The 23,155-nt window shown below is 58.9% G+C and carries 25 protein-coding genes; 16 read left to right on the top strand and 9 right to left on the bottom strand.

The genetic code is table 11. The features are described from left to right. Window positions 1-168: 168 nt before the first annotated feature. The 10 genes from fimB (at window position 169) to HMPREF3142_RS23605 (ending at window position 10,314) form a co-directional block, all read left to right on the top strand. The gene (gene fimB, locus HMPREF3142_RS23560; protein WP_012967261.1) at window positions 169-774 is read left to right on the top strand and encodes a type 1 fimbria switch DNA invertase FimB; all 606 of its coding nucleotides are present in this window, start codon (window positions 169-171) and stop codon (window positions 772-774) included. 462 nt (window positions 775-1,236) lie between these two features. Then, window positions 1,237-1,845 carry a type 1 fimbria switch DNA invertase FimE gene (gene fimE / locus HMPREF3142_RS23565; protein WP_012540621.1) on the top strand — a complete coding sequence of 203 codons (609 nt, stop codon included), beginning with the start codon at window positions 1,237-1,239 and terminating at the stop codon, window positions 1,843-1,845. Window positions 1,846-2,325: 480 nt separating this feature from the next. After that, entirely contained in the window at window positions 2,326-2,874 is a 549-nt protein-coding gene (fimA, locus tag HMPREF3142_RS23570) for a type 1 fimbrial major subunit FimA (protein WP_008806380.1), read from the top strand. A gap of 70 nt (window positions 2,875-2,944) precedes the next feature. Continuing rightward, the gene (locus tag HMPREF3142_RS23575; RefSeq protein ID WP_012967260.1) at window positions 2,945-3,481 is read left to right on the top strand and encodes a type 1 fimbrial minor subunit FimI; all 537 of its coding nucleotides are present in this window, start codon (window positions 2,945-2,947) and stop codon (window positions 3,479-3,481) included. Window positions 3,482-3,530: 49 nt separating this feature from the next. Further along, the gene (locus tag HMPREF3142_RS23580; protein WP_012540619.1) at window positions 3,531-4,235 is read left to right on the top strand and encodes a fimbria/pilus periplasmic chaperone; all 705 of its coding nucleotides are present in this window, start codon (window positions 3,531-3,533) and stop codon (window positions 4,233-4,235) included. Between the two features lie 80 nt (window positions 4,236-4,315). Then, window positions 4,316-6,931, top strand: a complete 2,616-nt coding sequence (locus tag HMPREF3142_RS23585; RefSeq protein WP_008806383.1) for a fimbrial biogenesis usher protein — start codon at window positions 4,316-4,318, stop codon at window positions 6,929-6,931. A 10-nt stretch (window positions 6,932-6,941) separates the two neighbouring features. Further along, window positions 6,942-7,469: a type 1 fimbrial adaptor subunit FimF gene (locus HMPREF3142_RS23590; RefSeq protein WP_064160595.1), complete on the top strand. Its 528-nt coding sequence runs from the start codon at window positions 6,942-6,944 to the stop codon at window positions 7,467-7,469. A gap of 27 nt (window positions 7,470-7,496) precedes the next feature. Then, window positions 7,497-7,982, top strand: coding sequence for a type 1 fimbrial minor subunit FimG (locus HMPREF3142_RS23595; RefSeq protein WP_074194464.1), 486 nt, complete (start codon window positions 7,497-7,499; stop codon window positions 7,980-7,982). A gap of 17 nt (window positions 7,983-7,999) precedes the next feature. Next, window positions 8,000-8,905, top strand: coding sequence for a fimbrial protein (locus HMPREF3142_RS23600; RefSeq protein ID WP_012540615.1), 906 nt, complete (start codon window positions 8,000-8,002; stop codon window positions 8,903-8,905). Continuing rightward, entirely contained in the window at window positions 8,902-10,314 is a 1,413-nt protein-coding gene (locus tag HMPREF3142_RS23605) for a cyclic diguanylate phosphodiesterase (RefSeq protein ID WP_023323248.1), read from the top strand. Before HMPREF3142_RS23600 ends, HMPREF3142_RS23605 begins: the two co-directional genes overlap by 4 nt. A gap of 42 nt (window positions 10,315-10,356) precedes the next feature. On the opposite strand, the gene HMPREF3142_RS23610 is transcribed toward HMPREF3142_RS23605, so the two are convergent. Beyond that, window positions 10,357-10,629: a GNAT family N-acetyltransferase gene (locus tag HMPREF3142_RS23610; protein WP_002916201.1), complete on the bottom strand. Its 273-nt coding sequence runs from the start codon at window positions 10,627-10,629 to the stop codon at window positions 10,357-10,359. 11 nt (window positions 10,630-10,640) lie between these two features. Next, the gene (gene yjdI / locus HMPREF3142_RS23615; RefSeq protein ID WP_012540613.1) at window positions 10,641-10,871 is read right to left on the bottom strand and encodes a 4Fe-4S mono-cluster protein YjdI; all 231 of its coding nucleotides are present in this window, start codon (window positions 10,869-10,871) and stop codon (window positions 10,641-10,643) included. A gap of 206 nt (window positions 10,872-11,077) precedes the next feature. On the opposite strand from yjdI, the gene HMPREF3142_RS23620 reads away from it, so the two are divergent. The 4 genes from HMPREF3142_RS23620 to HMPREF3142_RS23635 are packed head-to-tail and all read left to right on the top strand — an operon-like array spanning window position 11,078 to window position 15,777. After that, window positions 11,078-11,350 (top strand): YtcA family lipoprotein, encoded by a 273-nt coding sequence (locus HMPREF3142_RS23620; protein WP_008806389.1) that lies wholly within the window; start codon window positions 11,078-11,080, stop codon window positions 11,348-11,350. Window positions 11,351-11,356: 6 nt separating this feature from the next. Next, the gene (mdtN, locus tag HMPREF3142_RS23625) at window positions 11,357-12,382 is read left to right on the top strand and encodes a multidrug transporter subunit MdtN (RefSeq protein ID WP_008806390.1); all 1,026 of its coding nucleotides are present in this window, start codon (window positions 11,357-11,359) and stop codon (window positions 12,380-12,382) included. A gap of 12 nt (window positions 12,383-12,394) precedes the next feature. Then, window positions 12,395-14,332 (top strand): multidrug efflux transporter permease subunit MdtO, encoded by a 1,938-nt coding sequence (gene mdtO / locus HMPREF3142_RS23630; protein ID WP_022064930.1) that lies wholly within the window; start codon window positions 12,395-12,397, stop codon window positions 14,330-14,332. Then, window positions 14,329-15,777 (top strand): MdtP family multidrug efflux transporter outer membrane subunit, encoded by a 1,449-nt coding sequence (locus HMPREF3142_RS23635; protein ID WP_070612779.1) that lies wholly within the window; start codon window positions 14,329-14,331, stop codon window positions 15,775-15,777. The genes mdtO and HMPREF3142_RS23635 overlap by 4 nt, the downstream gene beginning before the upstream one ends. Window positions 15,778-16,040: 263 nt before the next feature. On the opposite strand, the gene HMPREF3142_RS23640 is transcribed toward HMPREF3142_RS23635, so the two are convergent. From HMPREF3142_RS23640 to HMPREF3142_RS23660, 5 genes are all read right to left on the bottom strand, one after another. Then, window positions 16,041-16,340 carry a DUF1889 family protein gene (locus HMPREF3142_RS23640; RefSeq protein ID WP_008806393.1) on the bottom strand — a complete coding sequence of 100 codons (300 nt, stop codon included), beginning with the start codon at window positions 16,338-16,340 and terminating at the stop codon, window positions 16,041-16,043. Between the two features lie 183 nt (window positions 16,341-16,523). Then, the gene (locus HMPREF3142_RS23645; RefSeq protein ID WP_008806394.1) at window positions 16,524-18,077 is read right to left on the bottom strand and encodes a peptide MFS transporter; all 1,554 of its coding nucleotides are present in this window, start codon (window positions 18,075-18,077) and stop codon (window positions 16,524-16,526) included. Window positions 18,078-18,553: 476 nt separating this feature from the next. Further along, window positions 18,554-18,976, bottom strand: coding sequence for a glutaredoxin-dependent arsenate reductase (gene arsC, locus HMPREF3142_RS23650; protein ID WP_008806395.1), 423 nt, complete (start codon window positions 18,974-18,976; stop codon window positions 18,554-18,556). 9 nt (window positions 18,977-18,985) lie between these two features. After that, entirely contained in the window at window positions 18,986-20,278 is a 1,293-nt protein-coding gene (locus HMPREF3142_RS23655; RefSeq protein WP_070612781.1) for an arsenic transporter, read from the bottom strand. A gap of 52 nt (window positions 20,279-20,330) precedes the next feature. Beyond that, window positions 20,331-20,660: a metalloregulator ArsR/SmtB family transcription factor gene (locus HMPREF3142_RS23660; RefSeq protein ID WP_008806397.1), complete on the bottom strand. Its 330-nt coding sequence runs from the start codon at window positions 20,658-20,660 to the stop codon at window positions 20,331-20,333. A 219-nt stretch (window positions 20,661-20,879) separates the two neighbouring features. Between HMPREF3142_RS23660 and HMPREF3142_RS23665 the strand changes: the two genes are divergently transcribed. Together HMPREF3142_RS23665 and HMPREF3142_RS23670 are read left to right on the top strand one after the other, a co-directional pair. Continuing rightward, a complete protein-coding gene (locus tag HMPREF3142_RS23665) occupies window positions 20,880-21,173 on the top strand; it encodes a YciI family protein (protein WP_042947389.1) in 294 nt (97 codons plus the stop codon). 18 nt (window positions 21,174-21,191) lie between these two features. After that, the gene (locus tag HMPREF3142_RS23670) at window positions 21,192-21,764 is read left to right on the top strand and encodes a DUF1349 domain-containing protein (protein ID WP_012540607.1); all 573 of its coding nucleotides are present in this window, start codon (window positions 21,192-21,194) and stop codon (window positions 21,762-21,764) included. A 3-nt stretch (window positions 21,765-21,767) separates the two neighbouring features. On the opposite strand, the gene HMPREF3142_RS23675 is transcribed toward HMPREF3142_RS23670, so the two are convergent. Together HMPREF3142_RS23675 and HMPREF3142_RS23680 are read right to left on the bottom strand one after the other, a co-directional pair. After that, window positions 21,768-22,043 (bottom strand): hypothetical protein, encoded by a 276-nt coding sequence (locus HMPREF3142_RS23675; protein WP_008806400.1) that lies wholly within the window; start codon window positions 22,041-22,043, stop codon window positions 21,768-21,770. Window positions 22,044-22,213: 170 nt separating this feature from the next. Further along, entirely contained in the window at window positions 22,214-23,113 is a 900-nt protein-coding gene (locus HMPREF3142_RS23680; protein ID WP_012540606.1) for a LysR family transcriptional regulator, read from the bottom strand. Window positions 23,114-23,155 lie beyond the last annotated feature (42 nt).

Below are 23,155 nucleotides of genomic sequence, written 5' to 3' on the forward strand. Positions count from 1 at the left end.
CTCACTCAGCGATAGCATTCAGATTTTGCCTTCACCAGGTGAAACGCTTTCGTATGAGATTAAAACGTTATCAGCACGCCGTTTCAAAATAAAAAGGCAGTCGAATTTAACAATGACCTGACGCAGGCCTGAAAAGAGAAAAATATGCCTGCAATAAAAGGGAAAACCATGACGAATAACGCCGATATAAAAAAAAGGAACTTCCTGACTCAGAATGAGATCGAGTCTTTACTTAAAGCCGCCGATACCGGTCTCTATGCCGCACGGAATTATTGCCTGACATTACTGTGCTTCATTCACGGTCTGCGAGCCAGCGAGATCTGCCGTCTACGAATATCGGATATCGACCTTGCTGCCCGCTGCGTTTACATCCATCGACTCAAAAAGGGGTTTTCAACTACCCATCCGTTGCTGGAGAAAGAGATCCACGCCCTAAAGCGATGGCTGGCCATTCGCAGCAGCTGGCCGCAGGCAGCCAGCGAATGGCTGTTTCTCTCCCGCAAAGGTAATCCCCTTTCTCGCCAGCAGTTTTATCAGATTATCGCCTCATCAGGGGATCTGGCGGGATTACCGCTGGAGATCCACCCACACATGCTGCGTCACTCCTGTGGCTTTGCGCTGGCCAATATGGGGATCGATACCCGTTTGATCCAGGATTACCTTGGGCATCGCAATATCCGCCATACCGTCTGGTATACCGCCAGCAACGCGGGACGTTTCTATGGCATCTGGGACAATACGCGCGACAAACAGCGATCGTCTTTGATCCAATAACCTTGACGCCAAGGATGGCGTTGTCTCGCAACCTGCTCGCAAATTATAACATTTATTATAATTAACCCTGCGTTAATTATGATTACTGTTCCCGCAAGTTCTTATTTATTCCTGCCAGCTCCGCGTCAATTTAACCCTGCGTTCATTCTGGATTTGACCGAATTATTTATTGCTCGAGTAAAATTTCCGCACCGTTTTTTTAATGACAACGTGCGCCAGAAAAAATCCTTTTATTTTATGCACCTGGCGATAACATCTGGAGAGGCTATTGAGACAACGATTAAAATCTTTAAAATTAAGAATTATCGCCCGGCGATATTTTTAGTATCAGTCAATGTAATGTGCTATCTATTCGTGGTTAATCAACTTCACCCTACAACGTTTTAGCATTACGCATTCTTTTCGTCATGGCGTAAGGTTTCGCCGTGACGGTCATTCATCCTTTTTTCAGGAGCTAATATTGTGAACCGACGTCGTTTTCTTACCGCCAAAGAAGTTCAGGCAATGATGCAGGCCGCTCGCCAGGGCCCAACCGGTGAACGGGATTACTGCCTCATCCTGCTTGCCTTTCGCCACGGCATGCGCATCAGCGAACTGCTGGATCTGCACTATCACGATCTGGATCTGCATGAAGGACGGGTCAATGTGCGGCGGCTTAAGAACGGTTTTTCGACTATTCATCCGCTGCGCTTTGATGAGCGCGAGGCAATCGAACGCTGGAGTCAGGTCCGCGCCGGCTGGAAAGCGGCGGCAAAAACCGACGCGCTGTTTATCTCTCGTCGCGGTACGCCGCTCTCACGCCAGCAGGCATATCGTATTATTCGATCCGCCGGTGAAAATGCGGGCACCGTTACGCACACGCACCCTCATATGCTGCGTCACGCCTGCGGCTATGAACTGGCAGAAAGAGGTACAGATACCCGTTTGATACAGGATTATCTGGGACATCGTAATATTCGTCACACGGTACGCTACACTGCCAGCAATGCGGCGCGTTTTGCCGGGATTTGGGAAAGAAATAATCTTTTAGAGGAAAAAGGCCTGTCAAAGGAAAATGATTTAAGCGATTGATTTAATACAATAAAATCAATTGCTAACAGGTCAATTGGGGCCAAACTGTTTATATCATAAAAATGTTTTGTAATGTTTTGCAACTCACCGCGCTATATTTCTGCAGAAAAAATCATAGTTTATTGATTATTATATATTTTTAATCACGCAATCACTCACTTTTCTCCCACCATACTCCCGTTGCACCGGCGATCCTTCGCCAGCGCCATCGCTATTCCTTTTGCACTCCCGCCCACTACTCCAGATTATATACCCACAAAAAGCCAAATAAACAGAATTTAAAACCACAAATAAACCAGTCAAAAACCAAAAACAGATCATTTATCCCAACGAGTCAAAATGGCCCCAATTGTCTCATCAGTTGGGTAAAAACTGTGCAGAGCCGGCAGCCTGACTACTCGGCTGAAATCTGACATGCCTGGAAGGCACATCGGCTGCCAATCCGGTTCGTTATTTCGACATCGTTCAAAGGAAAACAGTATGAAAATCAAAACACTGGCAATGGTTGTTGTGTCAGCCCTGTCTCTGAGCTCCGCGGCGGCGCTGGCCGATACCACCACGGTCAACGGCGGGACAGTGCATTTTAAAGGGGAAGTCGTCAATGCGGCCTGTGCGGTAGATGCCGGCTCTATCGATCAAACCGTCCAGTTAGGTCAGGTGCGTTCCGCGAAACTTGCCACCGCAGGTAGCACCAGCTCCTCCGTCGGTTTCAACATTCAGCTGGATGACTGCGACACCACAGTGGCGACCAAAGCTTCTGTCGCTTTCTCCGGTACCGCTATCGACAGCAGCAACACCACCGTTCTGGCACTGCAAAACTCTGCCGCCGGCGGCGCAACCAACGTTGGCGTGCAGATCCTCGACAGCACCGGCACGCCGCTGGCGCTGGACGGGGCCACCTTCAGTGCCGCGACCACGCTGAATGACGGCACCAACATCATCCCGTTCCAGGCGCGTTACTACGCGACCGGCGCAGCGACCGCCGGTACGGCGAACGCGGATGCCACGTTCAAAGTGCAATACGAGTAAGGCCCGATCCACGCAGGGAGGCAATCAGGGCCAGGAGGGCCCGCTCTCTATTTCCAACTGGAGTGAAACGATGCAGGGAATGAAATCAGGTCTGCTGCTGCTACTACCCCCGCTGGCCCTGGCCGGTAATCAGTGGAACGTCACGCTGCCTGGGGGCAGCATGCGTTTTCAGGGCCTGATTATGGCGAGTTCCTGTCGCGTCGAAGCGGGCGATCGGCAGATGACGGTCAATCTGGGGCAGATCAGCAGTAACCGATTTCATGATGTCGGCGAAGACAGTAACCCGATCCCTTTCGCGATTCATTTACAGGATTGCAGTACCGCAGTCAGCCAGCATGTGGGGGTGGCATTTCACGGCGTGGCTGATGGTAAAAATCCCGATGTGCTCTCGGTGGGCGAAGGCCCGGGGATCGCCAGCGGGATTGGCATTGCGCTGTTCGACAGTCAGGGCCAGCAGCTGCCGCTCAATCGTCCGCCCGACCGCTGGGTGCCGCTCTACCGCGGACCGACGACGCTCAATTTTGTCGCCAAATATCGGGCGACCGGACGCCAGGTCACCGGCGGCGCGGCCAACGCCCAGGCCTGGTTCTCATTGACCTATCAGTAATTAATCCGCAGACAAACAGGACAACACGGTGAGCAGACAAGGAGATAACGTGAGAAAAATGGCAACGACGACACGCGGCATACTGGCGGGATGTTTACTTTTCGTCGCCGGTGCGTTGAGCGCCAGCGCGCAGGCGGGCGTCGCGCTGGGCGCGACCCGGGTTATCTACCCGGCGGGACAGAAGCAGGTCCAGCTCGCGGTGACCAATAATGACGACAACAGCACCTGGCTTATTCAGTCATGGGTGGAAAATGCCGATGGTCAGCGAGATGGCCGGTTTGTCATCACTCCCCCGCTGTTTGCCATGCAGGGCAAAAAAGAGAACACCCTGCGCATTATCGACGCCACCAATAACCAGCTGCCGCAGGATCGGGAAAGCCTGTTCTGGATGAACGTGAAGGCGATCCCCTCAATGGATAAATCCAAGCTCAGCGACAATACCCTGCAGCTGGCGATTATCAGCCGCATCAAGCTCTACTACCGTCCGGGAAAACTGGCACTGCCCCCGGATCAGGCGGCGGAAAAGCTGACCTTTAGCCGCAGCGGATCGTCGCTGACGCTGACGAACCCCACCCCTTATTACCTGACGGTGACCGAACTGAACGCCGGGACGCGCATTCTGGAAAACGCCCTCGTGCCGCCGATGGGCAAAACCAGCGTCAAGCTGCCCGCGGATGCCGGGAGCACCATCACCTATCGCACGATTAACGATTACGGCGCGCTGACGCCGAAAATGAATGGCGTACTGCGTTAACCCAGAGTACCCCGCCGCGCGGGCCACGCTGCGCATGACCAGAAGCACTGACAGCCGGGCAACGTCGGACCGGAGGGATTATGTCACATCGAAAATATGGACTGGACCATTGGGGTTGCCGAAGCGCCCGGCGCCTGATTACGCCGGCGCTGACGCTGTGGCTCTGCTCACAGCCGTTTGCCGCGCGGGCGGACCTCTATTTTAACCCCCGCTTCTTAGCTGACGATCCGGCGGCGGTGGCTGACCTGTCGGGATTTGAAAAAGGCCAGGAGGTGCCTCCAGGCACCTATCGCGTCGATATTTATCTCAACAATGGTTTTATGACCACCCGGGACGTCACTTTCCAGGCCGACGCGCAGGGCCATGGCTTGTCGCCCTGTCTGACGCGCGGCCAGCTGGCGAGCATGGGCGTGGATACCGGTCGGGTGCCGGGCATGGCGACGCTGGACAGCGCAGCCTGCGTGCCGCTAACGACGCTTATCAGCGAAGCCACTACACGCTTCGACGTCGGCCAACAGCGTCTGTATCTCACCGTGCCTCAGGCATTTATGGGCACCCGCGCGCGCGGCTATATTCCGCCGGAGCTGTGGGATAACGGTATCACCGCCGGGCTGATTAACTATAACTTCACGGGCAATAACGTCCATAACACCACGGGTGGCAGCAGCCGTTACGCCTATCTGAATCTGCAGAGCGGCCTGAACGTTGGCGCCTGGCGTCTGCGCGATAACAGCACGTGGAGCTACAGTAGCGGCAGCGGCAGCGCTTCCTCCAGTGAAAACCGCTGGCAGCACGTTAACAGCTGGCTTGAGCGGGACATCACGCCTCTGCGTTCGCGGCTGACCCTCGGGGACAGCTATACCAACGGCGATGTCTTCGACGGGATCAACTTCCGCGGCGCCCAGCTGGCCTCGGACGACAATATGCTACCGGACAGCCAGAAAGGCTTCGCGCCGGTGATCCACGGGATCGCCCGCGGCACGGCGCAGGTGTCAATCAAACAAAACGGCTATGAAATCTACCAGAGCACAGTGCCGCCGGGGCCGTTTACCATCGACGATCTCTACGCCGCGGGCAATGGCGGCGATCTGCAGGTCACGATTAAAGAAGCGGATGGCTCCCGCCAGGTCTTCAGCGTACCCTGGTCAACGGTGCCGGTGCTGCAGCGTGAAGGCCATACCCGCTTCGCCCTCACCGCCGGGGAGTACCGCAGCGGCAACAGCCAACAGGAAACGCCCGATTTTTTCCAGAGCACGGCCATGCATGGCCTGCCGGCCGGCTGGACCCTGTACGGCGGCACTCAGCTGGCGGACCGCTATCGCGCCTTTAACCTTGGGGTGGGGAAAAACATGGGCTATTTCGGCGCCCTGTCGCTGGATATCACCCAGGCCAACGCCACGCTGGCGGACGACAGCGAGCATCAGGGACAGTCGGTGCGTTTCCTCTATAACAAATCCCTGGATGAGACCGGGACTAACCTGCAGCTGGTGGGCTACCGCTACTCCACCCGCGGCTACTATAACTTTGCCGATACCACCTACCGCCGGATGAGCGGCTACAGTGTGGAAACTCAGGACGGCGTTATCCAGGTGAAACCCAAATTTACCGACTACTACAATCTGGCTTACAGCAAGCGCGGCAAGGTGCAACTGAGCGTGACCCAGCAGCTGGGGCGCACCGCCACCCTCTATCTCAGCGGCAGCCACCAGACCTACTGGGGCACCGACGATGCCGATGAGCAGCTGCAGGCCGGCCTCAACGCCGCCGTAGACGATATCAACTGGTCGCTAAGTTACAGCCTGACCAAAAACGCCTGGCAGCAAGGGCGCGATCAGATGCTGGCGGTCAACGTCAATATCCCCTTCAGCCACTGGCTGCGTTCCGATAGCCGCTCAGTCTGGCGGCACGCCAGCGCCAGCTACAGCCTGTCGCACGATCTCAATGGCCGCATGACTAACCTGGCGGGCCTGTACGGCACCCTGCTGGAAGACAACAACCTCAGCTATAGCGTGCAGACCGGCTATGCGGGCGGCGGCAACGGCGACAGCGGGAGCACAGGCTATACGGCGCTCAACTACCGCGGCGGCTACGGCAACGCCAACGTCGGCTACAGCCGCAGCGACGGCTTTAAACAGCTCTACTACGGGGTCAGCGGCGGCGTGCTGGCGCACGCCAACGGCATCACCCTGAGCCAGCCGTTGAACGATACCGTGGTGCTGGTGAAAGCCCCCGGCGCCGGCGGCGTGAAGGTGGAAAACCAGACCGGGGTACGCACCGACTGGCGCGGGTATGCCGTCCTGCCCTATGCCACCGAGTATCGCGAAAACCGGATCGCGCTGGACACCAACACCCTGGCAGACAATGTCGACCTTGATGATGCAGTGGTCAGCGTGGTGCCGACCCATGGGGCGATCGTCCGCGCCAACTTTAACGCGCAGGTGGGAATGAAGATCCTGATGACGCTGACCCATCGCGGCAAACCGGTGCCGTTTGGCGCCCTCGCCACCGGCGACAGCAACCAGAGCGGCAGCATCGTCGCGGATAACGGCCAGGTCTACCTGAGCGGGATGCCGCTGGCGGGCAAGGTGCGAGTGAAATGGGGCGATGGCCCGGACGCTCAGTGCGTGGCCGATTATCGTCTGCCGCCGGAGAGTCAGCAGCAGGCGCTCAGCCAGCTGTCGGCCGCGTGCCGCTAAGGAGATCATGATGAAAACACTGCAGTATCTGCTGGGCGCCCTGCTCACCCTGGTGACGCCGTTTGCCTTCGCTGCCGATAGCACGATCACCATCAGCGGCTATGTGCGCGACAACGCCTGCGCAGTGGCCGGCGAGTCGAAGGATTTCACCGTCGATTTTCAGGACAACGCCGCGAAGCAGTTTTATGCCGTCGGGGCGACGACGACGCCGGTGCCGTTCCGCATCGTGCTGTCGCCCTGTGGCACTTCCGTCACCGCGGTGAAGGTCGGTTTCACCGGCGTGGCGGACAGCGTCAACACCAGCCTGTTAAAACTCGATGCCGGCGCCTCGGCGGCGGCGGGAATGGGGGTGGAAATTCTCGATCAGCAGCAGTCCCGGCTGCCGGTCAATGCGCCGTCGTCAGCCATGTCCTGGACCACGCTGACGCCGGGCCAGACCAACATTCTCAACTTTTACGCCCGTCTGATGGCCACTCAGGTGCCCGTCACCGCCGGGCATGTCAATGCGACAGCGACATTCACGCTGGAATTTCAGTAAGCGGAGGCTGAAATGAAATGGACCCACGTGGGCTGGCTGCTGGCCGGCCTGTTAACCGCGAGCGCTTCCCTGCGGGCGGCCGACGTCACCCTCACCGTCAACGGGAAGGTGGTGGCCAGACCCTGCACGGTTTCCACCGTCAATGCCACCGTCGAGCTGGGCGATCTCTATACCTTTAGCCTGATCGGCGCGGGCTCGGCATCGGCCTGGCACAGCGTGGCGCTGGATCTCAGTAACTGCCCCGTGGGTACTTCACGGGTGAAGGCCACCTTCAGCGGGACGGCGGACAGCACCGGCTATTACAAAAACCAGGGAACGGCGGGCAATATTCAGCTCGAACTGCAGAGCGAGGACGGCACCACGCTGAACAATGGCAGCAGCCAGTCGGTACAGGTGGATGAGGCCAGCCAGTCCGCTCGCTTCCCGCTGCAGGTTAGAGCCCTGTCCGTCAACGGCGGCGCCACGCAAGGCACCATTCAGGCGGTGATTAACGTCACCTATACCTACGCCTGAGCCAGGAGAGCATTATGATGAAAAAAATTATCCCCCTGTTCACCACCCTGCTGCTGTTGGGCTGGTCGATGAACGCCTGGTCCTTTGCCTGCAAAACGGCCACCGGGGCGACGATCCCCATCGGCGGCGGGTCAGCCAACGTCTACGTAAATCTGACACCGGCGGTTAACGTCGGGCAAAACCTGGTGGTCGACCTCTCCACGCAGATTTTTTGCCATAACGACTATCCGGAAACGATCACTGACTACGTCACCCTGCAGCGCGGATCCGCCTACGGCGGCGTGCTGTCGAGTTTCTCCGGCACCGTGAAATATAACGGCACCTCTTACCCCTTCCCGACCACCACGGAAACGGCGCGGGTGGTTTACGATTCACGGACCGATAAGCCCTGGCCCACCGTCCTGTATCTGACGCCGGTCAGCACCGCCGGTGGGGTGGCGATCACCGCAGGATCGTTAATCGCGGTGCTGATCCTGCATCAGACCAACAACTACAATAGCGACTCCTTCCAGTTCATCTGGAACATTTACGCCAACAACGACGTGGTGGTCCCCACCGGCGGCTGCGATGTCTCCGCCCGCGATGTCACCGTCACCCTCCCCGACTACCCGGGATCGATGGCCGTGCCGCTCACCGTGCACTGCGCGCAAAGCCAGCAGCTGGGGTATTACCTCTCCGGCACCACCGCGGATAGCGCCAACGCGATCTTCACCAATACCGCCTCCGCCTCACCGGCGCAGGGGATAGGCGTTCAGCTGACCCGCAACGGCAGCGCCGTGCCGGCGAACAGCACGGTCTCGCTGGGCACCGTCAGTACCTCGCCAGTTAATCTCGGTCTGACGGCAACCTATGCCCGGACCACAGGCCAGGTCACTGCCGGCAACGTGCAGTCGATCATCGGCATCACCTTTGTCTATCAATGATGACCGACTATATCCTCTCACCCTGCTCGCTGGCCGCCCGCGGGTTGAGCCAGCTGATGGTGAACGCCGCGAAGCGGCCCGTTGAGCTGCCGGTCGAGGGCGTGTCCTTGCGGGAGCTGACCGCCGTGAAGCGGATCGTGGTGTTTCTCCCTGACGATCCCCTGTGGATGCTCACCACGCTGCGCCAGGCGGCAAGGCTGCTCGACCAGGCCTTGCAGCCGTTACCGATGTTGATTCTGAGCCGCAGCCCGGCCATCTGGCTGTGGCAAACGCTGCTTTATCAGGTGAGCCATCCGGATCGTCTGCGCAACGTCCATACCGCCCCCGCCGATCTGTCCTGCACGGAGCTGGCCGATCGGCTGGAGAACGCACCGCGACTTGAGCGGCTTGCCAGTGAAGCCGCCCTGCTCAACGACAAACGAGCCGCCGGATTGAGCCATGCCGAGTTCAAAGTGATCCTCGCCCTGCTGCAAGGGCAGACGATAGGCGAGCAGGCCCGGCGTCTCCGATTGAGCCAAAAAACGCTCTACACCCAGCGGCTGGCCGGGGTGAAAAAGCTGGTGGAATATCACCCGCATCTGGCCCCCCGCTTTCCGCGTACGCTGCTACCGCGCTCATCCGCCAGCTCACTGTCGGCGTTTGAACAGGAATGGGTACAAGCGATCCACGATCGCCAGGTCTTCCCGGTTTTTCAACCTATCGTCGATAGTCGCTCACAGCTACAGGGGGTGGAGATCCTGATCCGCTGGCGCCACCGCGGCCAGGTTCTCCATCCGCAGGCTTTTTTGCCGCAGTTCCGCGCCGACTACGCCTGGCTGCTGCTCACGGCCTTTGTCCTGCAGGAGGCCGTGCAGAATATTAATGAGCATCCGGGTACTTTCTATTTTTCGGTCAATATTCCTTCCTCGCTCGCCGCCAGCGATAGCCTGCTGCGGATGGTGGAAGCCGCTCGCCAGCAGCTCCGGCAGCCAGAGGGCGTGGAAAGGCTGGTGCTGGAATATGCTGAAACCATCGATTTTCGCCGTCAGAGCCGATCCACCGCCCAGGTGGAGGAACTGCAACGTGCTGGCGTGCGGGTGATGCTGGACGACTGCTTTTCTCAGGGGAGCGTCATCTTTCCGGCGCGTCGCCTGCACTTCAATGCCTATAAACTGGATATGAGTATCGTCAACGACGCTCAGCACGATCAGAAGGCGCTTGCGCTGATAAAAAGCCTGGCCTACTACTGCCAGTTGAGCGGCAGCCGCTGCGTGGCGGAAGGGGTGGATTCGCTGGCGAAGTTTACGCAGTTAAAATCGCTGGGTATTGACCGTTTCCAGGGCTATCTGTTTTCACCGCCGATGCGGCGCGAGCATCTCCCGGATCTGATCCGCCGCTTTTCCCATCAGCGCGATCCGGCGGATCGTTGATGGCGCGAGAAAAGCGCACCGGTTGGCACCGGTGCCGGTACGTCAGGCGCGAATATCGTCGTATTCGCGGGTGTTATCGAATTCATGTTTGGCAAACGGGCAGAGAGGGATGATCTTCCGCTGCTCCTGGCGCATTTTTTCCACCACCTTCGCCACCAGCTGTTTCCCCACGCCCTGGCCTTTCAGGCTGGGATCAACATCGGTATGTTCGATAATACTGAGGTGTTCGCCGGTGGGAACAAAAACAATTTCCGCCACCTGGTTTCCCTGCGCGTCGTTAACATAAAACTTGTTGTGCCCTTCCAGTATTTCCATCTTCTCCTCGCTTATTTATGACGATAGTGCAGGGCGCCGCTCGGGCAGGTATCGATCACTTTTACCACCGTTGCCACATCCACTTCATCCGGGATAATCCACGGTTTACGCTTCAGGTTAAAAAGCTTCGCGCTGCCGCGCACGCAGTTCCCCGAATGCTGACAGATCGCCGTATTAAAGTAGACGTCGATTTTCTCTCCGGTGTAGGCCCGGTAGCCCGCTTCCAGTAATTCCTTATCCATGACATTGCCTCGTTCTTTTTTTATGTTTCAGGCTAAGCATAGTCCTACACGTCGCGGCTGACTACGCGTAAGCGTGGGAATTGGCGCCTCACATCATGCTTTCCCATCGGGTAAGGATCCCGCAGTCGGCGATCCGTTGACTTTCATTCCCGCAACGAGGCGATTACACTCATCACACACTGGTATGATCACTCAGGGATGCTCTATTGAATCATATTGCCACCATCGCCCGCCCGGCGCGGTTACTGCTCGTCTTGCCGCTTTCTGGCTGCTCACTTTCGCCCGCGATCCCGGTATTGGGCGCCGCGTTCCCCGGCTGGTTTTTCTGCTTATTGGGCGGTGCGTTTTTACTGATCCCCTGCCATATCCTGATTACCCGTAAAGGCTGGCAGCCGCGCTTTTCTCCTCTGGTCTTCAGCTATGTCGCGCTGATGTTCCTGTTCGCCACGCTGCTGTGGTTTCTGTTTTTTGTTCACTGATCGCTTATGACAACTTCCCGCACTCCCCTGTTACGCAAAAAGTGGCCTCTGCTGGCGCTGGTCCTTGCCGCTATCCTGGCGCTGATCCTGGTTATCTGGCAGTTGCAAACCTCGCCGGAGACCAATGACGCCTATGTCTATGCCGATACCATCGATGTGGTGCCCGAGGTCAGCGGACGCATCGTGGAGATGCCCATTCGCGATAACCAGCGGGTGAAAAAAGGCGATCTGCTGTTCCGCATCGACCCCCGTCCCTATCAGGCGATGCTCGATGACGCGAAAGCGCGGCTGACGACCCTCGACGCGCAGATCATGCTGACCCAGCGCACCATCAAAGCGCAGGAGTATAACGCCCAGTCGGTGGCGGCCGCCGTCGAGCGCGCCAGAGCGCTGGTCAAGCAGACCACCTCCACGCGCACCCGCCTTGAGCCGCTGGTGCCGCAGGGGTTTGCCTCCCAGGAAGATCTCGATCAGGCGCGCACCGCTGAGAAAGCGGCGCGGGCGGAGCTGGAGGCCACGCTGCTGCAGGCCAGACAGGCCTCGGCGGCCGTGACCGGCGTGGATGCCATGGTGGCGCAACGCGCCGGGATCCTGGCGCAAATCGCCCTCGCCGAACTGCATCTGGAATTTACCGAAGTGCGTGCGCCCTTCAACGGCGTGGTGGTGGCGCTGAAAACCACCGTCGGCCAGTACGCCTCGGCGCTGAAGCCGGTCTTTACCCTGCTGGATGACGACCGCTGGTATGTGATCGCTAACTTCCGCGAGACCGATCTGAACAACGTGCGCCCCGGCGTGGCGGCGCGGATCACCGTGATGACCAACCACAACCGGACCTTTAACGGGGTGGTCGATTCGGTCGGCTCCGGGGTCCTGCCCGAAGGCGGGAGCGTCATCGAAGGGCTGCCGCTGATCCAAAAAAGCATTAACTGGGTTCACGTCTCGCAGCGCTTCCCGGTGAAAATCGCCGTCAGCGATCCCGATCCGGCGCTGTTCCGCATGGGCGCCTCGGCCAGCGCCGTGCTGCAGCCGTAGCCGGGGGACGCGATGTTTCCTCTCGCCCATTTTTTACGCCAGGAGCTGCGCGACGCGCCGGGACGCGCCAGCTACACGCTGCGCCTGACGCTGAGCTGCGCGGTGCTCATCACCCTGTTTATGACCCTGCAGATCCCCTTCCTGGCCGTTGCGCTGATCGTCGTGTTCTACGTCAGTCAGCCTAACGTGTTGATGATCAAGCTGGTCAGCGTGGTCTTTTTTGTTACCGTCACCGTGGCGCTCGGCGGCGTGCTGCTGATCATCAAGTGGACCTATGACTACCCGCTGATCCGCCTGGCGGCCTCCGTGGCGCTCTTTTTCTGCGCCATCTACCTGATGCGGGTGCTGGGTAAGCTGGGACTGGCTTTTTTCGTGGTGGCGCTGGCGGTGATTTACGCTCAGACCTTCCCGTCAATGACCAGTCAGAGCGAGATCCTGGTGCGGCTGCTGCTCTGGCTGTGGGTGGCGATTAACACCGCGATCCTCGTCACTTTGCTGGTCAACGCCTGTTTTCAGCAGGCCTTTCCCGGCAACCAGTTTAAGGCGCGCCTGGCGGGGATGCTGCACGAGGTCGCCCGGCGGCTGACGGCTCCTGGCGATGAAGCGCCACCGACCTTCGGCGAGACCGCCGCGCAGTTCAACCAGCTGCAGTCGCTGTTCGCCCAGGCCAGCCGGGCCACGCCGGAGATAGCCGCCGAACCGCAGGCCTGGCGCTCGCGGCTGGCCGCCACCCTGCGCTGCTATCAGCTGGCGGCGCTGCTGCAAGCAGACGAGGCAGATAGCGAAGATCGCCAGCAGCTGTCGCAGGCGGTACTGAAGCTGAAGAGTGCCCTCAGCGAGGAACAGTTTGACGGCGCCATTCCTCCCCTGGCGCTCAGCGGTCGTGGCATTAATCACGCGGTTCTGCAGGAGATGGCTACCCTCCTGCAGCAGCTGGCGCAGGGTGAGCCCGTCGCCCTGCCGCAGGGTGAGGTGGAGAAGGCGCCCCTGCTGGCGCCGGACGCCTGGCGCAACCCGGCTTATCTCCATTTTGCGCTCAAGACCCTGCTGGCGACGCTAATCTGCTATGTCTTCTATACCGCTGCCGACTGGCAAGGGCTGCACACCATTATGCTGAGCTGCGTCATTGTCGCCCAGCCCGGGCTGGGCGCCACGATGCAAAAGACATGGCTGCGTATCGGCGGGGCGCTGCTCGCCACCCTGCTGGCGCTGCTGTTAATCGTCTTTGTTCAGCCCTGGACCGATTCGCTGTCGGGCCTGCTGGCGATGTCTCTGCCGGTGCTGGCGCTGGCGGCGTGGATTGCCGCCGGCTCGGAGCGTATCGCCTACGCCGGGATCCAGATTGGTTTCACCTTTGCGCTGGCCTTCCTCAGCTGGTTTGGCCCGCTGACGAACCTCACCGAACTGCGGGATCGGGTGCTCGGCATCCTGCTCGGGGTGCTGGTCTCCTCCATTGTCCATTTGTATCTCTGGCCGGACAGCGAAGCGCCACAGCTGAAATCCCGTCTTGCGGCGCTTTATCGCCGGCTGGCGGACTGTCTCGCCGCCCCGAAGGAGGCGGTGCCGCTGGCCCCTCTGTTTGTCGCCTTCACCGACAGCGAAGCGCTGCTCCATCGGGTTCGCGCTGAACCGCTGGGCACCTGGGCCCATCCCTGGCCCCAGGCGAAAGGCTGGCCGATGCGCGCCACCCTCGCCCAGGCCGAGGAGATCGCCCGCCTCAGCGAAGGCTACCGGCTCAATGCCGCGCCGGGAGACCCGACGCTGGCTCGCTGCGCTGAACAGCTGCGGCGCTACGCCGAACGTATCGAACAGGAGGCGGCAGCGCCTGACGGGACGCTGGCCGCCGATCTCCGCAACCCCTTTGGCCCGGCGCTGGCTACCGCGCTGGCCGCCCTGCCCGACTGGGGCCCGACACCGATAGCGACTGAGCAACAGGCTAAAACGTCATGATGATGCTTCCTTTCCCCGCGCGATTGCGGGTCACTCTCTTTACCCTGACGCTGACGCTGCTCAGCGGCTGCGCGCTGATCCAGGATGAGCCTTCCCAAGTCGCCATCGTCAATCCGCAGCAGGCCCAGCTGGCGCAGGTGATCCACCTGGCGAACAGCGACTGGCCGGCAGCCCGCTGGTGGGAGGCCTATGATGATCCTCAGCTCAACATGTTGATCAACCGGGCGCTGCAGAACTCGCCGACCATGCAGGCCGCCCGACTGCGTATCTCCCAGTCGCAGTCCACGGTGGAGCTCGCCCGCTCGGCGATGGGCCTGCAGGCCACCGCCGTCGCGGCGCAAAACCGCCTGCGGATCACCGACAAATCCTTTAGCTGGCCCTACTCGTACTCCCTGCCGATGGATAAGAACGGTCCCTGGTATACTCTGAATACCGTTGGCGTCGGGGCGCAGCTGAATATCGATCTCTGGGGAGCCGATCGCGCCCGGGTCGCCGCCGCCATTGGCGAGAAAAATGCCCGGCTGGCGGAAACCGCCGGCATTGAACTCGACATCGCCAGCAGCGTGGCGCAGCTCTATTTCGCCATGCAGGCGACGTTCCAGAAAATCGCGCTGCTGCAGGAGCTGGAGGGTATTGCCCAATTCTCGGTAGCGGCCCATGAGCACCGGACCCAACGCGGCGTGGAAGACAGTGTGGATGTGGCCAATGCCCGGGCTGAGCAGCTCGCCGCTCGCCAGCAGATTATCAACGCCGAGGGGATGCTGACCCAGTATCGTGAAACCCTGCGGGCGCTGATCGGCGCCGATGCGCAGAGCATGCCGGCGATCCATCCGGTGGCGCTGCCGGCGCTCCAGGAGACGCTGCCGCCATCGCTCTCTTTCGAGCTGCTGGCCCGCCGCCCGGACCTGCAGGCGCTGCGCGGCTACGTGACTGCCTCCCTGAGCCAGGTCGATGCGGCGAAAGCGGCCTTCTATCCTCATTTTGATATCAAAGCGTTCTGGGGATATAACGCCCTGAGCGTCGGGGATCTGTTTAAGTCCTCTTTCCAGCAGATCAACCTGCTGCCCGGGCTGTATCTGCCAATCTTCGACGGCGGTCGTCTGAACGCTAATCTGCAGTCGGTGCGCACCGCCAGCAACATCCTGATCAAACAGTACAACCAGGCGGTGCTGGACGCGGTGCGCGATGTCGCCATCAGCTCCAGCCAGCTTAACGATCTGAACCAACAGCGCGCGCTGCAGCAGCTAAAGGTCACCGCGGCGCAGACCACTACCGACAGCGCTCGCGCCCATTATCAGCGCGGCCTGCTCAGCCGCTACGCCGCCGAAGAAGCTCGCCGGGCGGTCCTCGCCCAGCAGCTGTTGCTGCTGGACATTGAGGCCCAGCGGCTAAGCACCGACATTACCCTGATCAAAGCCCTGGGCGGCGGCTATCGCGGGCAGTAACAAAAATGCCTTCCCCGAGGGGAAGGCATTCAGACTGCAGACAAAGTGCAATCTTCAGAGATTGCCCGGCGGCGCTGCGCTTGCGCGAGCCTGCAACTAACTGCATAAATTTTTGATGTTGCTGTATTTTGTAGGCAGGGTAAGGCGAAGCCGCCACCCGGCAGAAAGGCGGGCACAATAACCAAACAGGTTTGTCATCAGCAAGAATGCCTTCCCGGATGGGGAAGGCATTTAACAGAAGAGGCGGGGTGGATGCGCGGCGATTACACCAGGGCGCGCAGCTCCTCCTGCATATAGGTGGAAAAGAATTCCGGATGCTTGATGACCATCCGCTCGCCGGCGGCGATCCGTTCAGCCCAATCCGCCACTTTGTCGGTAAACCCGGCGCTCCAGCCCTGCTGCTGCCCGCGTTCAGCGACGTCGGCCGGGGTAGCGGGCACGCCCAGCTCTTTCAAATATTTGAGAATTCCCTTCGCGGTACTTTCATCCATAGACTGTGGTACTGGCTCAGACGTATTCATACCACCGATGAAATCCAATGCTTTATCAATGACTGCTGGCATAGGTGTGTCCTTATATTAACCACATAGTAAACCTGACTACACTATGGACCGGAAAGTGACGTGATTTCAAAGAACACGCTCACGTTATGGGACATCGCGCATTGTGAAAAAGGGATTTTGTTCTGCTGAGGCGGGTTTCGTACAAAAATAAGCCGGCCCCGTAGGGCCGGCCTGAGGATCGCGTCAGGCGTTGCTGACGGATGTTTGCCCGGCGCTGGACCGACTGTTCTCCAGCATCCGGCGGACCGGGACAATCAGCACGGCCAGCACGGCGGCACAGATCAGCAATGCGATGGAGCAGCGGGCGAAGAGGTCCGGCAGCAGCGACAGCTGATCGGCCTTCACGTGACCGCCAATCAGGCCCGCCGCCAGGTTACCCAGCGCGCTGGCGCAGAACCACAGGCCCATCATCTGGCCGCGCATTCTCTCCGGCGCCAGCAGAGTCATGGTCGCCAGACCAATCGGACTCAGGCACAGCTCACCAAGCGTCAGCATCAGGATGCTGCCCACCAGCCACAGCGGCGACACACCGGCCCCGCCGTTGCTCAGGACGTTCTGCGCCGCCAGCATCATCAGGCCAAAGCCCGCCGCTGCGCACAGGATGCCAATCACGAATTTGGTCATACTGCCCGGACGCACGTTTTTGCGCGCCAGCGCAGGCCACGCCCAGCTGAATACCGGCGCGAGCAGAATGATAAACAAGGCGTTAATCGACTGGAACCAGACCGCGGGGATCTCAAAGTCGCCGATCATCCGGTTGGTGTAGTCGTTAGCAAACAGGTTAAAGGAGGTCGGTTTCTGTTCAAACGCGGACCAGAAAAAGGCCGCCGAGACCAGCAAAATAAAGCACACCAGCAGGCGCGCCCGCTCTTTACGGTTCAGCCCCGCGAAGACGAACAGCCAGATGAAATAGAGCGCCACGGAGGCGGCAATCACATAGACCAGCACGCTGGCCACCGCCACCGGGTTAATCACGATCGTGCCCAGGCTAATCAGCGTGACCAGCACCGCCACCCCCAGGGCCAGCGCCAGCAGCCACGCTCCGACGCCATTCTTTTTCGCCACCGGGCTGTTCCAGGTGGAATCGAGGCCGACCTCCGCGTCATAGCGCTTCATCGACGGCACGGCAAAGACGCGGAAAATGACCAGCGCCACCAGCATCCCGATCCCCCCGATGCCGAAGCCCCAGTGCCAGCCATGGGATTTAATCAGCCAACCGGAGATCAAGGGCGCGATAAACGAGCCGATGTTGATCCCCATGTAGAACAGCGAAAAACCGCCGTCGCGGCGCGCGTCGCCTTTTTTATACAGGGTGCCGACCATCACTGAGATACAGGTTTTAAACAACCCGGAACCCAGGACGATAAACATCAGACCGATAAAGAACAGGTCGTTGCCCAGCCATGCCGACAGGGCGATCGACAGGTGCCCCAGGGCGATCAGGATAGAGCCGTACCAGACGGCCCGCTGCTGGCCAAGCCAGTTATCCGCCAGCCAGCCGCCCGGCAGCGCGGCCAGATACATACTGCCAGCAAAAATCCCGACGATCGCCGAGGCGTTCTCCCGCGCCAGTCCCATCCCGCCGTCGTACACCGTCGCCGCCATAAACAGGATCAGTAAGGGACGGATGCCGTAAAACGAGAAGCGCTCCCACATTTCGGTGAAGAACAGGGAGCCCAGCGGATAAGGATGGCCGAAAAAGGTACGGCTTTCGTTTTTATTAACAGAGGAATGCATAAATTCTCCAGGTAAGGTGCGCCGCAGCGCAAGTTAACCGTATAAAGCGGGCTGACGATTTATAATTTGTTTGCATTAACATCAAACGCGAGCATTTTTAACCATTTGATAACCACACAATGGTTTTGTCCAGCCCCTTACCTTCCCTTTTTAGATGAAAAGTCGACAAACATCTAGTTTTACAGATTTAACGTTCATAAAAAGATAAACAGCATTGACTTTATATTAGTGCAGAAAATCCGATTATTTTTATTAAAAAACAGAAAGTTAACGCTAAGGCGAGGATCTATAGCGGCTCAGTTCGGCTGCCAGGATAACGACAGAAAAAGTAAGGAAAACAGGTGGAATGATGTAGAAACCACGCTAAGTGGCAATATTTCTCTATCAGGGACTATCCTGGCCCACAGTGTTTGTCGCGGAGGATGACGGGAGGGGAAGTGAGGCAGCCGGGAGTCAAAGCCGGCGCCTTTCGCGAGTTATTTCACACGCTGCCCTGCGGCATCAATGACTGGCTCACCGTCTTCCTTCACGAACGCGCCTTTTTGCGACGCCGTCAGGATCTCCAGCACCACCTCTGACGGGCGGCAGAGTCGGGTGCCCCGCGGCGTTGTCACGATCGGACGGTTAATCAGGATCGGATGCTGAAGCATAAAATCGATTAACTGATCGTCAGTAAACCGGTCTTCCGCCAGCCCCAGCGCGTCGTAGGGTTCAACGTTTTTCCGTAGCAGGGCACGTACCGGGATCGCCATCGCGGCGATCAGCTGGCGCAGCTCATCGCGCGATGGCGGCGTCTCCAGATAATAGATAATGGTGGGCTCAGCGCCGCTGTTGCGGATCAGCGCCAGGGTATTACGCGAAGTGCCGCAGTCAGGGTTATGGTAAATGGTGATGCTCATAGTACGTTCTCATGGCTGGTTGAAGGAGAGACGCAGCGCCAGCGCGGCCAGCGTCACAAGCAGCACCGGCAGGGTCATGGTAATGCCGCAGCGGAAATAATACCCCCAACCGATGGTGATGTGCTTCTGCGCCAGCACATGCAGCCAGAGCAGCGTGGCCAGGCTACCAATTGGCGTGATCTTGGGCCCCAGATCGCAGCCGATGACGTTGGCATAAATCATGGCCTCTTTGATCGTCCCTGTTGCCGCGCTGCCATCAATCGACAGGGCGCCGACCAGTACGCTGGGCATATTATTCATTATTGAAGAGAGGAAGGCCGACAGGATACCGGTGCCCAGCGTCGCGGCCCAGAGCCCGCGCTCCGCCAGCATGTTCAGCACCGTGGTCAGATAATCCGTTAACCCGGCGTTTCGCAGGCCATACACCACCAGATACATTCCCAGCGAGAAGATCACGATCTGCCACGGGGCGCCGCGCAGCACCTTGCCGGTGTTAATCACCCGCCCGCGCTTCGCGACAGCAAACAGGATCCCCGCTCCCGGCGCCGCGATGGCGCTGACCGGGATCCCCAGCGGGTCAAGAACGAAAAAGCCGACCAGCAACAGCAGCAGCACGCCCCAGCCGGTGCGGAACGTCGCCGGATCTTTTATCGCCGTGACCGGCGCTTTCAGTAACGCCATATCCCAGGCCGGCGGGATATCCCGGCGAAAGAACAGGTGCAGCATCGCCAGGGTGGTGAGGATCGCCGCGAGATCGACCGGCACCATCACCGAAGCGTACTCCCTGAAGCCGATGGCAAAGAAATCTGCCGAAACGATATTCACCAGATTCGACACCACCAGCGGCAGGCTGGCGGTATCGGCAATAAATCCGGCGGCCATGACAAAGGCCAGCATCGTTCCCTTGCTGAATCCCAGCGCTCGCAGCATGGCAATCACGATGGGGGTGAGGATCAGCGCCGCGCCGTCGTTGGCAAACAGCGCCGCCACCGCGGCGCCGAGCAGGATAATCCAGGTAAATAGCAGACGACCCCGCCCTCTTCCCCAGCGGGAAACGTGCAGCGCGGCCCATTCAAAAAAGCCAGACTCATCAAGCAGCAGGCTGATAATGATAACGGCGATAAAGGTGGCGGTCGCATTCCAGACGATATGCCACACCACCGGGACATCGGCTAGTTGTACTCCACCGGTGGCCAGCGCCAGCGCCGCGCCAAAGGCCGCGCTCCAGCCGATCCCTAAACCCCGCGGCTGCCAGATCACCAGCACCAGGGTCAGGACAAAAATCGCGCCTGCCAGCAACATGATTACCCCCGTCAATCACATTCGAAAAAACAGATATGTTTAGATAAAATTTTTACTGACAACCCGCCCCGTCAGCCAGTCTGCAAACCATCATCCGCACATCGTCCTGCTGACTGAGCCAGGCCTGCTCAATCACCTGCGCCGCCCAGGCCGGCATCTGCGGAGAGAGGCGGTAATGGACCCATTTACCCTGTTTACGATCCAGCAGCAGCCCGCTTTCCCGCAGCATCGCCAGATGGCGGGAGATCTTGGGCTGGGACTGGGCGAGCGCCGTACAGAGATCGCAAACACACAGCTCTCCACGCGCCTTGAGCAGCAATACGATCCCCAGCCGGGTTTCATCGGCGAGGTTTTTGAACAGTTGCAGGGGCAATAAAGACATGATTTCTCCTCAAGCGTGACGGACAGCATACGGAACCACCAATAAAGATCAATATACATTCGTAAAAACATATGTGTCATTTCACGCCTGCGATAAGCCCCCGTTGAGTGGCTACACGCCCTCCCTTGCGCAATAGCACGGAAAAATGCCGCGCTTTCTTTTATCCCTCATCGAAATGTGTCAGGCTGGCGATCCCATCGGATTGACAGGGTTTTCAGGATGAGTACGATTTATGTGGTTGTTTTAACGTATATAAAACCGCTCGAAGAGGTGGACGACGCCATTCCCGCCCACGTCGAATGGCTCAAAAAAGGCTATGCTGACGGCCTCTTTCTCGCCTCCGGCCGCCGCCTTCCCCGCACCGGCGGGGTGATTCTGGCGAAATGCGCCAGCCGGGAAATGCTGGAATCGCGTCTGAGTCAGGATCCCTTCCAGCAGTTGGGTCTCGCCCGTACCGAGATTATTCCCTTTGAGGCCAGCATGGCGTCACCCGTACTGCAGTCGCTGTTATAAGCGTATCCCGGAGGAAAAATGCAGCCGTCCTTTCACTGGATCAATGAACCTGCCGAGTGGCGCCGCGATACCGACGGCCTGACGGTGGTCACCGATAAGCATACCGACTTCTGGCGCCATACCTGGTATGGCTTCGAGCGTTTCTCTGGGCATCTTTATGCTACTGAGGTGGAAGGTGATTTTACCCTGCAGGCAAAAATATGTGCCGATTTCACCACGCTTTACGACCAGGCTGGACTAATGATGATGGCGGACGAGCAGACCTGGCTGAAGGCGGGGATTGAATTCAATGACGATGCCCCGGCCATCGGCAGCGTACTGACGCTAACCCACTCCGACTGGGCCACCGGGCTTTTTCCCGGCGACCCGCGCACCTTCTGGCTGCGGCTGACCCGCAAGGGCGATGCGTTAAGGCTGCAGTATTCGACCGACGGCGAGCGCTGGCCGCTGCTGCGGCTCGGCTACTTTCCGCCAGGCCCGGTGAAAGCGGGCGTCATGTGCTGCTCACCGGAGCGCGGGGGACTGGCGGTTGAGTTTCAGGATATTCAGCTTTCCCCGCCATCAGACAAAGCGCTGCACGATCTGAGCTGAACGCTAGCGGGAAGACCCGACTTTCTCTGCATCCTGGGGCCCGGGATTACAGGGTTCGCGGGTGCCGGGCAGGTAAAAATGGCCGTGCTTATCGGGATCGGTGCCGCCCGGGCACCCTGCCCGACCCGAGGAATTATCGCTATCGCCGCCGTTCGAACCGTTGCCGCCGTCGGCGCCAGCTATTACCGACTGCCCGTTATGGCCACCGTGAACGCCCTGCGCTGCACTGGCCGAAAACGCCACCAGCGCGAACATACAGACCATGAAGCGTCTGCCCATTGCTGCCTCTCCCTTATTGATATTCCCCGTCCATCGCGTTGACGATGGGATGAGCCGTTGCACGGCAAAATGCACCGCGATAAAAACGCGTTATCCGCAGGGAGTATAGGGTTAAGGCTGAGAGAAAGACAGGGCCGGTGCCTTCAGACATTTCGCACGCAAAATAGCCTCTATTCCGCGGTATGCGCTATCAGAAAATCAATCAGGGCTTTCACCCTTTTCGTTCTGCCCGCGTTTTTCGGGTAATAGAGATAAACCGGCGGATAGGTTTTCCAGTAGTCCTCCATCACCGGTAGAAACTGTTCACGATCGGGCTGTAGCCGCCAGATGGGTTCAAACAAGCGGCCAATCCCCAGTCCATGGCGGATACCGTCGGCCATGACGTCAATATCATTGCTGATTAACTGTCCGGGCATCTCGACGGTCAGTTGCTCGCCGTGGTCATTGAGGATCAGCGGCAGGATGCGGTTGTTGGTAATAAAGCGATAGCCAATCAGCCGGTGATGGTTGAGATCGGCGGGCACTGCAGGCACGCCATATTCGGCCAGATAGGCTGAGGAGGCATATAACCCTTCCCGAAACGGCTTCATTAACGGGCGGGCGACCACTCCGCCTTCGAGAATATCGCCAAAGCGGATCCCCAGGTCGAATCGTTCTTCAATAATATTGACGGTACCGTCATAGACCGATATTTCCAGCTGGATCCCCGGATATTGCTGACAAAATGCCGCCATCGCCGGTTTCAAAATAAGCAGGTAGGCAAAGCGCGAGAGGGTTATTCTCACTGCTCCGGAGGGTTCCTGATTCTGGTCGCGGAGGCTCTCCAGCGATGTTTCCAGAACCTCCACCGCCGCCGCAGTCTGCTCCAGCAGCTGTTGCCCGGTTTCCGTCAGCTCGATTCGCCGGGTAGTGCGCACAAAAAGCGGATGACCGATGTGCTCTTCCAGCAGCTTGAGGGCATTGCTGACCGAGGGCGGCGTGATTTCTAATTTCCTTGCGGCGGCCGAGATAGTGCCTTCGCGCGCAATGCTCTGAAAAATGCGTATCTGATTATAAAGCGCGTTATTCATAGCATCTCCTTAAGCCAACCTCGACTGATTATTAAGTACAGG

The sequence above is a fragment of the Klebsiella sp. HMSC16C06 genome, assembly GCF_001808325.1.
Classification (GTDB): Bacteria; Pseudomonadota; Gammaproteobacteria; order Enterobacterales; family Enterobacteriaceae; genus Klebsiella; species Klebsiella variicola.

Excerpts from the sequence above, each read along its gene's own strand:
- fimB (WP_012967261.1), top strand. The coding sequence starts at position 169 with ATGACGAATAACGCCGATATAAAAAAAAGGAACTTCCTGACTCAGAAT.
- fimA (WP_008806380.1), top strand. The coding sequence starts at position 2,326 with ATGAAAATCAAAACACTGGCAATGGTTGTTGTGTCAGCCCTGTCTCTG.
- HMPREF3142_RS23575 (WP_012967260.1), top strand. The coding sequence starts at position 2,945 with ATGCAGGGAATGAAATCAGGTCTGCTGCTGCTACTACCCCCGCTGGCC.
- HMPREF3142_RS23585 (WP_008806383.1), top strand. The coding sequence starts at position 4,316 with ATGTCACATCGAAAATATGGACTGGACCATTGGGGTTGCCGAAGCGCC.
- HMPREF3142_RS23590 (WP_064160595.1), top strand. The coding sequence starts at position 6,942 with ATGAAAACACTGCAGTATCTGCTGGGCGCCCTGCTCACCCTGGTGACG.
- HMPREF3142_RS23600 (WP_012540615.1), top strand. The coding sequence starts at position 8,000 with ATGAAAAAAATTATCCCCCTGTTCACCACCCTGCTGCTGTTGGGCTGG.
- HMPREF3142_RS23605 (WP_023323248.1), top strand. The coding sequence starts at position 8,902 with ATGATGACCGACTATATCCTCTCACCCTGCTCGCTGGCCGCCCGCGGG.
- HMPREF3142_RS23610 (WP_002916201.1), bottom strand. The coding sequence starts at position 10,629 with ATGGAAATACTGGAAGGGCACAACAAGTTTTATGTTAACGACGCGCAG.
- yjdI (WP_012540613.1), bottom strand. The coding sequence starts at position 10,871 with ATGGATAAGGAATTACTGGAAGCGGGCTACCGGGCCTACACCGGAGAG.
- mdtN (WP_008806390.1), top strand. The coding sequence starts at position 11,357 with ATGACAACTTCCCGCACTCCCCTGTTACGCAAAAAGTGGCCTCTGCTG.
- mdtO (WP_022064930.1), top strand. The coding sequence starts at position 12,395 with ATGTTTCCTCTCGCCCATTTTTTACGCCAGGAGCTGCGCGACGCGCCG.
- HMPREF3142_RS23635 (WP_070612779.1), top strand. The coding sequence starts at position 14,329 with ATGATGATGCTTCCTTTCCCCGCGCGATTGCGGGTCACTCTCTTTACC.
- HMPREF3142_RS23640 (WP_008806393.1), bottom strand. The coding sequence starts at position 16,340 with ATGCCAGCAGTCATTGATAAAGCATTGGATTTCATCGGTGGTATGAAT.
- HMPREF3142_RS23645 (WP_008806394.1), bottom strand. The coding sequence starts at position 18,077 with ATGCATTCCTCTGTTAATAAAAACGAAAGCCGTACCTTTTTCGGCCAT.
- arsC (WP_008806395.1), bottom strand. The coding sequence starts at position 18,976 with ATGAGCATCACCATTTACCATAACCCTGACTGCGGCACTTCGCGTAAT.
- HMPREF3142_RS23655 (WP_070612781.1), bottom strand. The coding sequence starts at position 20,278 with ATGTTGCTGGCAGGCGCGATTTTTGTCCTGACCCTGGTGCTGGTGATC.
- HMPREF3142_RS23660 (WP_008806397.1), bottom strand. The coding sequence starts at position 20,660 with ATGTCTTTATTGCCCCTGCAACTGTTCAAAAACCTCGCCGATGAAACC.
- HMPREF3142_RS23665 (WP_042947389.1), top strand. The coding sequence starts at position 20,880 with ATGAGTACGATTTATGTGGTTGTTTTAACGTATATAAAACCGCTCGAA.
- HMPREF3142_RS23670 (WP_012540607.1), top strand. The coding sequence starts at position 21,192 with ATGCAGCCGTCCTTTCACTGGATCAATGAACCTGCCGAGTGGCGCCGC.
- HMPREF3142_RS23675 (WP_008806400.1), bottom strand. The coding sequence starts at position 22,043 with ATGGGCAGACGCTTCATGGTCTGTATGTTCGCGCTGGTGGCGTTTTCG.
- HMPREF3142_RS23680 (WP_012540606.1), bottom strand. The coding sequence starts at position 23,113 with ATGAATAACGCGCTTTATAATCAGATACGCATTTTTCAGAGCATTGCG.